10 protein-coding genes are annotated in these 12,519 nt (G+C 72.3%); 6 read left to right on the top strand and 4 right to left on the bottom strand.

The genetic code is table 11. The features are described 5' to 3' along the window. Positions 1-1,226 (top strand): phosphoenolpyruvate carboxykinase (GTP) (locus C2142_RS15110; RefSeq protein ID WP_241002591.1); only part of this gene is annotated, 1,226 nt, incomplete at its 5' end. A gap of 183 nt (positions 1,227-1,409) precedes the next feature. Here C2142_RS15110 and C2142_RS15105 read toward each other — a convergent pair. Beyond that, the gene (locus C2142_RS15105; RefSeq protein WP_148643124.1) at positions 1,410-2,624 is read right to left on the bottom strand and encodes a pyridoxal phosphate-dependent aminotransferase; all 1,215 of its coding nucleotides are present in this window, start codon (positions 2,622-2,624) and stop codon (positions 1,410-1,412) included. Between the two features lie 100 nt (positions 2,625-2,724). Next, complete coding sequence (locus tag C2142_RS15100) at positions 2,725-3,453, bottom strand: hypothetical protein (protein WP_148643123.1); 729 nt, start codon at positions 3,451-3,453, stop codon at positions 2,725-2,727. A 134-nt stretch (positions 3,454-3,587) separates the two neighbouring features. Between C2142_RS15100 and C2142_RS15095 the strand changes: the two genes are divergently transcribed. Then, positions 3,588-4,304, top strand: coding sequence for a prepilin peptidase (locus C2142_RS15095; protein ID WP_148643122.1), 717 nt, complete (start codon positions 3,588-3,590; stop codon positions 4,302-4,304). A 185-nt stretch (positions 4,305-4,489) separates the two neighbouring features. On the opposite strand, the gene C2142_RS15090 is transcribed toward C2142_RS15095, so the two are convergent. Then, entirely contained in the window at positions 4,490-6,106 is a 1,617-nt protein-coding gene (locus tag C2142_RS15090; RefSeq protein WP_148643121.1) for a glycosyl hydrolase family 18 protein, read from the bottom strand. Between the two features lie 405 nt (positions 6,107-6,511). On the opposite strand from C2142_RS15090, the gene C2142_RS15085 reads away from it, so the two are divergent. The 4 genes from C2142_RS15085 to C2142_RS15070 all read left to right on the top strand — a co-directional run bounded on the left by C2142_RS15085 (position 6,512) and on the right by C2142_RS15070 (position 12,131). Further along, on the top strand, positions 6,512-7,306 hold the full coding sequence (locus tag C2142_RS15085) for an isoprenyl transferase (protein ID WP_148643120.1): 795 nt from the start codon (positions 6,512-6,514) through the stop codon (positions 7,304-7,306). Between the two features lie 375 nt (positions 7,307-7,681). After that, positions 7,682-9,016: a PhoH family protein gene (locus C2142_RS15080; RefSeq protein WP_148643119.1), complete on the top strand. Its 1,335-nt coding sequence runs from the start codon at positions 7,682-7,684 to the stop codon at positions 9,014-9,016. A 447-nt stretch (positions 9,017-9,463) separates the two neighbouring features. Beyond that, a complete protein-coding gene (locus tag C2142_RS15075; RefSeq protein ID WP_148643118.1) occupies positions 9,464-10,204 on the top strand; it encodes a transglycosylase SLT domain-containing protein in 741 nt (246 codons plus the stop codon). 484 nt (positions 10,205-10,688) lie between these two features. Then, positions 10,689-12,131, top strand: a complete 1,443-nt coding sequence (locus tag C2142_RS15070; RefSeq protein ID WP_174315648.1) for an AI-2E family transporter — start codon at positions 10,689-10,691, stop codon at positions 12,129-12,131. On the opposite strand, the gene C2142_RS15065 is transcribed toward C2142_RS15070, so the two are convergent. Further along, on the bottom strand, positions 12,132-12,461 hold the full coding sequence (locus C2142_RS15065) for a hypothetical protein (RefSeq protein WP_148643116.1): 330 nt from the start codon (positions 12,459-12,461) through the stop codon (positions 12,132-12,134). Positions 12,462-12,519 lie beyond the last annotated feature (58 nt).

The following is a 12,519-nucleotide window of genomic DNA, read 5'->3' as shown; positions in this document are numbered from 1 at the left end:
ACATCTCGCACTTCCCGGAGACCCGGGAGATCTGGTCCTTCGGCTCCGGCTACGGCGGCAACGCCCTGCTCGGCAAGAAGTGCTACGCGCTGCGCATCGCCTCGACCATGGCCCGCGACGAGGGCTGGCTGGCCGAGCACATGCTCATCCTCAAGCTCACCCCGCCGGCCGACGCCACGGGCCAGGCAGAGCCCAAGTACGTCGCGGCCGCCTTCCCGTCCGCGTGCGGCAAGACCAACCTGGCGATGCTCCAGCCGACCATCCCGGGCTGGAAGGTCGAGACGATCGGCGACGACATCGCCTGGATGCGCTTCGGCGCCGACGGCCGCCTGTACGCCATCAACCCCGAGGCCGGCTTCTTCGGCGTCGCCCCCGGCACCGGCGTGGACACCAACGCCAACGCCATCGAGACGCTCTGGGGCAACACCGTCTTCACCAACGTCGCGCTGACCGACGACGGCGACGTGTGGTGGGAGGGCCTGACCGACGAGCCGCCGGCCCACCTGACCGACTGGCGCGGCAACAGCTGGACGCCGGAGTCCGGCACCCCGGCCGCCCACCCGAACGCCCGCTTCGCCGTGCCGGCCGCGCAGTGCCCGACCATCGCCCCCGAGTGGGAGGACCAGGCGGGTGTGCCGATCTCGGCCATCCTCTTCGGCGGCCGCCGGGCCACCGCCGTCCCGCTGGTGACCGAGTCCTTCGACTGGAAGCACGGCGTCTTCCTGGGCGCCAACATCGCCTCCGAGAAGACCGCCGCCGCCGAGGGCACCGTCGGCGAGCTGCGCCGCGACCCGTTCGCGATGCTGCCGTTCTGCGGCTACAACATGGGTGACTACTTCGCCCACTGGCTGAAGGTCGGTGCCCAGGCGGACGCGGCCAAGCTGCCGAAGATCTACTACGTGAACTGGTTCCGCAAGAACGGCGAGGGCAAGTTCGTCTGGCCCGGCTACGGCGAGAACAGCCGCGTGCTGAAGTGGATCGTCGAGCGCCTGCAGGGCACCGGCGAGGGCGTCGAGACCCCGATCGGCGTGCTGCCGACCGTCGAGGGCTTCGACCTGGACGGCCTGGAGCTGTCGAAGGAGGACCTCGACCTGCTCTTCACCGTCGACGCCGACATCTGGCGCCAGGAGGCCGCGCTCGTCCCGGCCCACCTGGAGCTGTTCGGCGACCACACGCCCACCGAGCTGTGGGACGAGTACCGAGACCTGGTCGCGCGCCTCGGCTGAGCCTGAGCCTCAGCGGAGTGCATCGGAGGTGCGTGGCACGAATCGCGCACCGACCGAGCGACAGGACGGCCGGAGCCCCGCCGGACGATCTTTCCCCGACCAAGGAGATCGTCCGGACCGGGACTCCGGCCGTAGCTTTTCCGGGAGCGGCCGCCCCGGCGCCGCCCTCGCGGAGGAACGCCGTCAGGGCTGGGTGTATCCGCCGAGGAAGTCGCCGATGCGGGTGACGGCGTCCGCGATCTCCTCCGCGCGGGGGAGGGTGACCACGCGGAAGTGGTCCGGTTCGGGCCAGTTGAAGCCCGTCCCCTGGACCAGCAGGATCCGCTCGGCGCGCAGCAGGTCCAGCACCATCTGGGCGTCGTCCTTGATCTTGTAGACCTTCGGGTCGAGCCGGGGGAAGGCGTAGAGCGCGCCCTTCGGCTTGACGCAGCTGACCCCGGGGATGTCGTTGAGCAGCCGCCACGCGGTGTCCCGGGACTCCAGCAGCCGGCCGCCCGGGAGGACGAGGTCCTTGATCGACTGCCGCCCGCCGAGCGCCGCGGCGACGGCGTGCTGGGCCGGCATGTTGGCGCAGAGCCGCATCGAGGCGAGCACGGTCAGGCCCTCGATGTAGCTGCGGGCGCGCTGCCGGTCGCCGGAGAGCACCATCCAGCCGGAGCGGAAGCCCGCGACCCGGTAGGCCTTGGAGAGGCCGTTGAACGTGACGCAGAAGAGGTCCGGGGCCAGGGTGGCCAGCGGGATGTGCTCGGCGTCGTCGTAGAGGATCTTGTCGTAGATCTCGTCGGCGTAGACCACGAGCTTGTGCCGGCGGGCGATGTCGACCAGGCCCTCCAGGACCTCGCGCGGGTAGACCGCGCCGGTCGGGTTGTTCGGGTTGATCACCACGATCGCCGTGGTCCGGTCGGTGACCTTGGACTCGATGTCGGCGAGGTCCGGGTACCACTCGGACTGCTCGTCGCAGCGGTAGTGCACGGCGGTGCCGCCGGCCAGCGAGACCGAGGCGGTCCAGAGCGGGTAGTCCGGCGCGGGGACGAGCACCTCGTCGCCGTCGTCCAGCAGGGCCGTCATGGCCAGCTGGATCAGCTCGGAGACGCCGTTGCCGAGGAAGACGTCCTCGACGGTGAGACCGTGCAGGCTGCGGTCCTCGTAGTGCATCACCACGGCGCGGCGGGCCGAGAGCAGGCCCTTGGAGTCCCCGTACCCGTGCGCGGAGGAGAGGTTGCGCAGGATGTCCTGGAGGATCTCGGGGGGCGCGTCGAAGCCGAACACGGCGGGATTGCCGGTGTTGAGCTTCAGGATGCGGTGGCCCTGCTCCTCCAGCCGCATCGCCTCGTCGAGCACCGGGCCGCGGATGTCGTAGCAGACGTTGGCGAGCTTGCTGGACTGGATGACCTGCATGCCTGCCTACTTTAGGGGTACGGCGGGGCGGTCCGGCACGCGTGCTGGGACACGCGCCGGACCGCCCTCAGCGCCTGCCTTCGATCGGCAGGCGGGGGGCTTAGCCGACCTTCCAGACCAGCGGCTCGGTGTCCAGAACGCTGCCGAAGGTGAGGAACTGCGGCGGAGTGCCGTTCGGAACGAGATAGACCGCACACTGCTGCTGGGCCTGGCCGTCCGGCAGGGTGCCGGGCTTCTTGCCGGCGTCGCACTGCGGGATCGACTTCATGACGACCGGGGCCGGCAGGATGCCGGACGCCTTGGCGTCCGTGTTCACCTTGAACCGCATCATGAAGTACTCGTCGGTCAGCGGGGCGCCGGTGCGGTTGGTGAACGAGACGGTGACGTAGTACGGGGTCTTGCCCTCCACCTCGGCCGGCTTGAAGTTGAACGGCGCGATCTCGGCCGCGGTGCCCTTGACCACCGAGACCGGGGTCACGTCGGCCTTGGTCTTGCCCTGGTAGCTGCCGGTCGCGGTGAGCGCCAGCGGGTTGGCGAAGCCGACCTTGCCGCTGCCGCCGCTCGCGCCGCCGATCGGGTTGCCGCTGGTGGTGGCCGTGGGGGCCGGGTTGGCGCCGGTCCCGCCGGTGGCCGCGCCGCCGGTGCCGGCCGTGCCGCCGGTCGCCGCCGCCGCGGAGCTGGCCGCTGCCGTGGCGGTGGTGCCCGCGCCGCCGGCGCCCGCCGCGGCCGGGTCGGCCGGGTCCGCGTTGTCCGGCCCACAGGCCGTCAGCAGCATCGCGAGCGCCGCGACCGGGAGACCGGCGCGCAGGACCTTCTGGGTGTTCGTCAAGATGTGTTCCCCGTTGGATGATGTCGTCGATGCGGCGCCCCGGATCAGGTCGGGCGCCGCCTCTGGCTCGGACGAGGACAATAGCGGGTTGGTTCCCGGGGCGGGAAAAGCCGGGTGGGGCGGGAGGGGTTGCTGTGGTCGTCGCCGTACTCGGAGCGGTGCTGGCCGGCCTGCTGGTGGCGCCGGCGCTGCGCGGGCTGGTGCTGCGGTACGCGGTGCCCGAGGGAGAGCCGTGGTGCACCGCATGTCCGTCCTGCGCACGGGAGTTGCGCGGACTGCCGCCGACCGGGCGCTGCCCGGGCTGCCGGGAGCGGCTGGGCGGCCCGCGGGCCTGGCTGGTGGAGGCGGTCACCGCCGCCGCGGCCGCGGCGGCGCTGAGTGCGGCCCACCCGGGCGACGCCCTGCTGCTGCTCTGGGCGGCCGGGCCCGGCGTGGTGCTCGGCTTCATCGACGCCCGGGTGCACCGGCTTCCGTACCCGCTGAGTTGGACGCTGACGGCCGGTCTGGCACTGCTGCTGGTGGTGCTGGAGCTGGCGGACGGCCGCCCGGGCGTGCTGCTGCGCTGCCTGCTGGTGGCGCTGGCCGCCGCCGCGCTCTTCGAACTGCCTTCCTGGTTCGGCCTGATGGGCGATGGGGACACCGTTCTGGCGCTCGGCCTCGGCGCGTTGCTCGGCCGGTACGGCTGGGCCGCCGCCTTCACCGGGCTGTTCGCGGCCATGACGCTCGCCGGGCTCTGGGGGGTGACCAGGGCCGTCGCGGCCCTGGTCCGGCGGCGCCCGGTGCGCGGGCTGGAACTGCCGATGGGCCCGTTCCTGCTGCTCGGCGCGCTGGCCGCGGTGCTGTTGCAGTAGGCCGGGCATGGGCGCGGGCGCGGGCATGGAGAAACGCGAACGGGCCCGCCGTACCGGTCAGGTACGACGGGCCCGCACGACGGCGCGCAGGCCCCACCCTCAAGGGGCGCCGCGCCGTGGCCCGGCACCGGACTCCGGCCCGCCCCCGGGGCGGACGGCGGGAGTCCGGCGACGGGCCGGGGGAGTTACGGCATCTGGTGGACGAACGGGCCGACCGCGTTGGAGAACGCGTTCCCGTTGTTGGCGTCCCAGTTGGTGGACCAGGTCATCGCGCCGCGGATGGTGGGCCACTTGGCCGGCGGGACGAAGCTGCCGCAGTTCTTGCCGGTCGCCAGGCAGTCGAGCGCGTTGTTCACCACGGTCGGCGAGACGTAGCCGCCGCCGGCCGCCTTGCTGGACGCCGGGACGCCGATGCCGACCTGGTCGGGCCGCAGGCCGCCCTGGATGTGGGTGCAGACCTGCGAGGTGATGAAGTCGATGGTGCCCTGGTTGTAGACCTTGCCGTCGCAGCCGTTCATGCCGCCCGAGTTGTAGAACTGGGTGTTGACGACGGTCAGGATGTCCTTGGTGTTCAGCGCCAGCTGGAAGTAGGCACCGGCGGTGCTGTACATCCCGATGGTCTCCGGGGCCATCGTCAGGATGAAGTTCGGGCCGATCTTGGCCTGGAGGCTGTGCAGCGCGTTGCCGAGGTACGTCGCGTTGACGCCGTTCTCCAGGTCGACGTCGATGCCGTCGAAGCCGTAGTCCTTGATGATCGCGTAGGCCGTGTCGACGAAGGCCTGCGCGGCGGTGGCGTCGTTGACGCTGATCGCGCCGTTCTGGCCGCCGATGGAGAGGATGACCTTCTTGCCGGCCGCGCGCTTGGCGTTCACGTCGGCGCGGAACTGCGCGTCGGTGTAGCCGCCGAGGGCCTTGGAGAGCGCCGGGTCGAGCGTGAAGCTGATCGCGCCGGTCCTGGTCGGCACGGCGTCGGCGAAGGAGACCGCGATGATGTCGTACGCGCTCTGGACGTCGCCGAGCTTCTGGACGGTCGCGCCGTTGTCGAAGTTGTGCCAGTAGCCGGTGACCACGTGCTTGGGCAGGCCGGTGACGGGCGGCTGGGTGCTGGTCGCGGTGGCCGTGGGGGTCGGCGTCGCGGTCTGGGTCGGGGTGGCGGTCGCCGTCGGGGTCGCGGTGGCCGTGGGGGTCGGCGTCGCGGTCGGCGAGGCGGTGGCCGTGGCGGTCGCGGTGGGGGTGGGCGTCGTGGTCGGGCTCGGGGTGGAGGTGCCGCCCGGGCCGCTCAGCACGACGTCGTCCGCGAGGTAGGCGCTCTGGCCGTACCAGCCGTGCAGGTACAGCGTGATGCTGCTGACGTTGGCGCCGGTGGTGAAGGTGGAGGAGAGCTGGTTCCAGCTGTTCTGGTTGGACCACGAGCTCGGGTCGGTGCCGCCGGTGCCGCGCGCGCCGAGGTAGACGTACGGGCCCTGGACCCAGGCGCTCAGGCTGTAGCCGGTGTTGGGCAGCACGCTGACGGTCTGGGTGCACTCGGCGGTGTCCCCGGCGCCCGGGGCGGCCTGGAGCGCGCCGCTGCCGGAGTGGACCGGGGTGGAGACGGTGGTGGCGGCGCCGGTGCACGACCAGCCGGCCAGTGAGCCGGAGTCGAAGCCGCCGTTGGTGACCAGGTTCCCGGCGGCCGCGCTGGCGCCGCCGGCGAAGAGGGCCAGACCGCTGCCGGCGAGGGCGAGGGCGGTGGCGCCGGCGGCGAGGGCCGGAAGGGTGCTGCGCCGGCGCTTGTGCGCGGGCTGGTTCAGCGTACGGGCCATGGAGGTGCGCTCCTGGGGGAGGAGCGGCCGCCGCGGTGGGGGGCGCGGCGGCCGCGTGTGGGGGAGGGGAGGTCCGCAGTACTGCCTCGGGCGGGGCGGCGGTTCGGTGCTTGTTCCGCCCTGGGTCAAAAGCTGGACTAGACCATTGGTGGTCGTCAAGCATCGATCGTCGGCTTACGGATTCCTTAAGGAATCGGATACCGTTCCGTAGCCGTCGACCCGGCGGTCGCCCGGCGTTCCGGCGGGCGCCTTCCGGCCACCCTCGCCGCGCCGGTCGCAACAGACTCCGCACAGGACCGTGACCGGACCGCTACCTGCGGCTTTACCCAGCGCGTCCGCGCGGGAGTAGGCTGCGCCGGGGGTTGTGACGCACCCCGGTGAAGAGTTACGGAGGGGCCGAAAACCATGGGTCTGCGCGATGTCGTCGAACGCACGCCGGGTCTGCGCACCCTGCTGGACGGCATGTACGGCCTCTACGGGCGCCGGGTCGAGGTCCACCTCGCCCGCACCCCGCACCACATCGGCGTGATCCTCGACGGCAACCGCCGTTGGGCCAAGGCGACCGGCGGCTCCACCGCCTACGGTCACCAGCGCGGCGCCGACAAGATCAGCGAGTTCCTGGGCTGGTGCGACGAGACGCACGTCAAGGTCGTCACGCTCTGGATGCTCTCCACCGACAACCTCTCCCGGCCGGCCGACGAGCTGGTCCCGCTGCTCGGCATCATCGAGGACGCCGTCACCGGCCTGGCCGCCGCCCGCCGCTGGAAGGTCAACCCGGTCGGCGCGCTGGACCTGCTGCCGCAGCACACCGCGGACGTGCTCAAGCGGGCCGCCGAGGAGACCGCCGGGATCGAGGGCATCACCGTCAACGTGGCGGTCGGCTACGGCGGTCGGCACGAGATCGCCGACGCCGTCCGCTCGCTGCTCCAGGAGCACGCCGGGCGTGGCACGTCGATCGAGAAGCTGGCCGAGATCCTCGACGTCGAGCACATCGCAGAGCACCTCTACACCAAGGGCCAGCCCGACCCGGACCTGGTCATCCGCACCTCGGGCGAGCAGCGGCTCTCCGGTTTCCTGCTCTGGCAGAGCGCGCACAGCGAGTTCTACTTCTGCGAGGCGTACTGGCCGGCCTTCCGCAAGGTCGACTTCCTGCGGGCGCTGCGCGCGTACGAGGAGCGGCACCGGCGGATGGGGCTCTGAGCCCTGGCCCGGCTCCGGTGTGACCCCGGCCCGGACCCGGCGTGACCCCTGGCCCGACCGCGGTCTGAACGTGCCCGGTCCTCCGGGCCTTCGTGGGAGCCGCCGGGCCGGTCGCCGCGGTGCCGGCCCGGGGCACCGTGCGATCGGGCCGGACGCCGATTCGCCGGGCCGCCGCGCGACTGCCCCGTAGGAGCTGGCCTACCCGGGCCCGGGGCGAGGCCAAACGTTCACCGGCAATGATCCGTCAGTTCGCCGGGGACGCGAATGCACCGCCCCTCGCCTGGGAATACTCCGGTCAGACCGGCCCCGAGGCCACCGGGGCAGCGGGGGCCGGCTTGCCGCGGATGACGCAGGGTCATCCGCCCTGGAGGCCTAGTGGTCAGTTCCAAGAGCCGCCGGACACCAGACCGGCGCACGTACGTTCTCGACACCAGCGTGCTCCTGGCGGACCCGCTCGCCATGACCCGCTTCGAGGAGCACGAGGTCGTCCTGCCGGTGGTCGTGGTCACCGAGCTGGAGGCCAAGCGGCACCATCCGGAGCTGGGCTACTTCGCCCGGCAGGCGCTGCGACTGCTCGACGACTACCGCATCCGGTTCGGCCGGCTCGACGAGCCGATCCCGGTCGGCGAACTCGGCGGCACCATCCGGGTCGAGCTCAACCACTCCGACCTGTCGATACTGCCGGTCGGCTACCGGGCCGGCGGCGGCGAGGCGGACACCCGGATCCTGGCGGTCGCCCGCAACCTTCAGGCCGAGGGGTACGACGTCACCGTCGTCTCCAAGGACCTCCCGCTGCGGATCAAGGCCAGCTCGGTCGGCCTGCTCGCCGAGGAGTACCGGGCCGAGCTGGCGGTCACCTCGGGCTGGACGGGCATGTCCGAACTGCACGTCCCGGCCGACGACGTGGACGCGCTGTTCGCGGCCGGCCACGACGCCGCGGTGGACATCGAGGGAGTCGCCGAGCTGCCCGTCCACACCGGACTGGTGCTCAGCTCCGAGCGGGGCCGTGCGCTCGGCCGGGTCACCGGCGACGGCAGGGTCCGGCTGGTGCGCGGCGAGCGCGAGGCGTTCGGCCTGCGCGGGCGCAGCGCCGAGCAGCGGGTCGCGCTGGACCTGCTGCTCGACCCGGAGGTGGGCATCGTCTCGATGGGCGGGCGGGCCGGTACCGGAAAGTCCGCGCTGGCCCTCTGTGCCGGGCTGGAGGCGGTGCTGGAGCGGGGGCAGCACCGCAAGGTGATGGTCTTCCGGCCGCTGTACGCGGTCGGCGGCCAGGAGCTCGGCTACCTGCCGGGCTCCGAGACGGAGAAGATGAGCCCCTGGGCGCAGGCGGTCTTCGACACCCTCTCCGCCGTCACCACGCCGGACGTGATCGAGGAGGTCATCTCGCGGGGGATGCTGGAGGTCCTGCCGCTGACCCACATCCGCGGGCGCTCGCTGCACGACGCCTTCGTGATCGTGGACGAGGCGCAGTCGCTGGAGCGCAACGTCCTGCTGACGGTGCTGTCCCGGATCGGCCAGGGCTCGCGGGTGGTGCTCACCCACGACGTGGCACAGCGGGACAACCTCCGGGTCGGCCGGTACGACGGCGTGGTGGCGGTGGTGGAGAAGCTGAAGGGGCATCCGCTGTTCGCGCACATCACGCTCACCCGGTCCGAGCGTTCGCCGATCGCGGCGCTGGTCACGGAGATGCTGGAGGACATCCAGCCGTGATCCGCCCGGTCGGGACATAGTCGGACAATACGGTCAATTCCGGGCGTGGGGCCCGCTCCTGACGGGGCGGCCCCCCGTCCCTTTCATCACATCGAGTGCTTTCTGTCCGGAGAACTCCGGTGCGGTAAATGTGAGATGCGCCACGCAACGGGGAATTGCGTCGACAGTGCCCGGTGCGGCATGGTGAGGGTTCTGTCAGGCCCCGCGTACGGCGCGACAGGGCTTCCGGGCAACCGGCGGTCAGGTCCGGATGGTCCGCCAACTCCGGTAGGTGGACGCACAATTGAACACCGATGAGCCGTACGCCGCCCGATCTCAACGCCTGGTCGCCTCACCTCGGCCGGCGCCGGGTCAGTACCTCCCGTGACCAGCACCGTACGGAGGGCAGCGCCAAGGGGCATGTTGCGTCCGCACGGTCACGCGTGGGCGATGCTGGAAGGAATCCATGTGACTCGGATCTCGGTCCGGGGAGTTGCTGTGGCCTCCGCCACCGCCGTCACCGCTGTCGGTGCCGTCGTTGGTATGGCCTCGGGCAGCGAGGGCAAGACGACGCAGACGGTCGATGTCGCCGGCGCGACCCTGCTTGCCGAAGTCCCCTCTGGCGCCCAGGCGCAGACCATCAGCGACAACATCGGCACCCAGGCCTCCGCCCAGCAGGCCGCCGCCGACGCCGCCGCCAAGGCCGCGGCAGAGCAGAAGGCTGCCGAGGAGGCCGCGCGCCAGAAGGCCGCCGCCGACGCACAGGCCAAGGCCGACGCGCAGGCGAAGGCCGATGCGGAGAAGGCCGCCAAGGCCGCCGACGAGAAGCGCAAGGCCGACGAGGCCGCCGCCAACCGCTCCAAGGCCCGCTCGGCGATGGCCGCCACCGACACGTCGGCCCCGCCGGTCTCGGTCAGCCCCGGCTCGGTCCAGGCGCTCGCCCAGCAGATCGTCGGCAGCGACGCCCAGTTCCAGTGCTTCAGTCAGATCGTGAAGCGCGAGAGCGGTTGGGACTACACCGCCACCAACAAGAGCTCCGGCGCCTACGGCCTGGTCCAGGCGCTGCCCGGCTCCAAGATGTCCTCGGTGGGTGCCGACTGGCGCACCAACCCGGCGACGCAGATCCAGTGGGGTCTGAACTACATGAACAGCCGCTACGGCAGCCCCTGTGGCGCCTGGTCGTTCTGGCAGTCGCACCAGTGGTACTAGAACGCCGGTAGCCGGTACCGGAGATCCGCTACCGCGACCGCTGTCCGACGCAGCCCCCGACCGCTCGATCCGCGGCCGGGGGCTGTGTCGCGTTCCCGTGCTCGGACGCAGGCGGGCCGCGCCGCCCGGGCTGCGCTGACCAGTGCGCTCGCGGGCGGTGCGGTCCTGGGTGCGGACGCGGGGCGCGGGAAGGGGTCCTGGTTGCTTCCTGCACCGGCCGGTCCGCCGACAGATGGCTCCGGTTCTCGTCCGGACTCCTCCCCGCTGTCCGACGCCTGAAACCCACCGGATCGGGCTGCTTTGTCCCGGTACGGGGCCCCGGCGCGGGGCCGCTTCGGTCGTTCGCACCGGTACCGGTCGCCGCCAACCCGGCCGCCCGCCGGACTCGCCGCGCACCGGGCGGGTAGTTTCATTCCTGACGGCCGTGGCGGGACACGGCGTACCGCCGGGCACGGCGGCCCAGCGGTGAGCGGTGGTAGTGACGATGGCACGGGGCGGGAAGGCCTTCAAGGCCATGGCCAAGGGGGCGGCCGTGGTGGCGAGCGCGGTCGCCGTGATCGAACGGCGCCGGCGCGCCGCGATGGCGGCCGACTACCACGAGCCGCCGGTCGAGGTGCCGCCGCTGCCCGCACCGGTGGCCGTCCCGGCCGCACTGCCGTCGCCCCGCGAGGAGGCCGCCGCCCCGGCACGGACCGCGTCCGCGGCGCACGCCGCGCCGGCCCCGGCGGCGCTGCCCACCCACGGGGCGTTCGGCCGCGAGCTCCACCCCGGACGGCCCGCCACCCCGGCCGAGGCCGTGCCGTGGGGCCTGCGGGTGGCCGCCGAGTCGACCTGGCGGCTGCTGCTGCTCGGCGCTGCGCTCTACGTCGTCTTCACGGTCGTCGACATGCTGCGGCTGGTGGCCTTCGCCGTCCTGGCCTCGCTCCTGATCTCCGCGCTGCTGGAGCCCAGCGTCTCCTGGCTGCGCCGGCACGGCGTGCCGCGCTCGCTGGCCGCCGGCGGGGTGTTCATGAGCGGCCTGGCCGGGATCGGACTGGTCGGCTGGTTCGTCGTCTGGCAGGTGACCACCAACCTGTCCACCGTCACCACCAAGGTCCAGGCGGGTGTCGACCAGCTCCGGGACTGGCTGATCACCGGCCCGCTGCACCTGACCCAGCAGCAGATCACCGACTTCGCCAACCAGATCACCAAGGCGATCAGCACCAACACCGAGCAGATCACCTCGGCCAGCCTCACCGGCGCGCAGATCGCCGTCGAGGTGCTCACCGCCGTGCTGCTCGCCTTCTTCACCACCTTCTTCTTCCTCTACGACGGCGAGCGGATCTGGAACTGGGCGCTGCGCGGCCTGCCCCGGCACTCCCGCTACGCGATGGCCGGGGCCGGGCCCAAGGCCTGGGCGACCCTCACCGCGTACGTCCGCGGCACCGTCTGCGTGGCCTTCATCGACGCGGTCTGCATCGGCACGGGCATCCAGCTGCTCGGCGTGCCGATGGCGCTGCCGCTCGCGGTGATCATCTTCCTGGGCGCCTTCGTCCCGCTGGTCGGCGCGCTGGTCACCGGGACGGTCGCGGTGCTGATCGCGCTGGTCACCACGACCCCGTGGACCGCGCTGATGGTGCTGGTGGTGCTGGTCGCCGTCCAGCAGCTGGAGGGTCACATCCTCCAGCCGTTGATCCTCGGCCGGGCCGTCCGCGTCCACCCGCTGGGCGTGGTCCTCGGCGTGGCCGCCGGCTCCATCATCGGCGGCATCGGCGGCGCCATCGTCGCCGTCCCGCTGATCGCGGTCACCAATACCGTGGTCACCCACCTGCGCCGCCGCAACGAGGCCGGCCAGGCCGTCTTCACCGCCCTCGAAGCCGCCCGCGAGGCCGCCGCGGCGCGGGCGGGCCACACCGAGGCCCCGGCCCCGGCTGCGGCCGCCGACTAGCTAGGCGAAGGAGGCGAAGCCCAGGTAGGGGATCACCGGCGCGGCCACGGCGCCCAACAGCGCCGCCTGACCGGTCAGGGCGATCCTCACCACCCGGGCCCAGTCGCGGGCGGGGGTGAGGGTCATCAGCGCCCACGCGGAGAGCCCGCCGAGCAGCGGGCCGGCCAGCGGGGACAGCGCGAACGCGACGGCGTAACCGTCGTCGCCGAAGCCGGCCACCGCGATGGTGATTGCCAGCCACCCGGCGACCGTGATCGCGACCAGGCCCCAGGTGATCAGCGAAACGGTCGGCCAGACCGAGTGCGGTGGTGGCTGCCTGAGATCGGCCATGCGTCGTCCCCCCAGAGTGGATCTTCCTCCCCCAGGACGCCGCACCGGGCCGGCACGG

Source organism: Streptomyces sp. CB01881, from assembly GCF_002953255.1.
In the GTDB taxonomy this organism is placed as follows: Bacteria; Actinomycetota; Actinomycetes; order Streptomycetales; family Streptomycetaceae; genus Kitasatospora.
The sequence above is the reverse complement of the archived record's forward strand: the minus strand, read 5'-3'. Positions and strand labels throughout refer to the sequence as shown.

Excerpts from the sequence above, each read along its gene's own strand:
- C2142_RS15105 (WP_148643124.1), bottom strand. The coding sequence starts at position 2,624 with ATGCAGGTCATCCAGTCCAGCAAGCTCGCCAACGTCTGCTACGACATC.
- C2142_RS15090 (WP_148643121.1), bottom strand. The coding sequence starts at position 6,106 with ATGGCCCGTACGCTGAACCAGCCCGCGCACAAGCGCCGGCGCAGCACC.
- C2142_RS15085 (WP_148643120.1), top strand. The coding sequence starts at position 6,512 with ATGGGTCTGCGCGATGTCGTCGAACGCACGCCGGGTCTGCGCACCCTG.
- C2142_RS15070 (WP_174315648.1), top strand. The coding sequence starts at position 10,689 with ATGGCACGGGGCGGGAAGGCCTTCAAGGCCATGGCCAAGGGGGCGGCC.
- C2142_RS15065 (WP_148643116.1), bottom strand. The coding sequence starts at position 12,461 with ATGGCCGATCTCAGGCAGCCACCACCGCACTCGGTCTGGCCGACCGTT.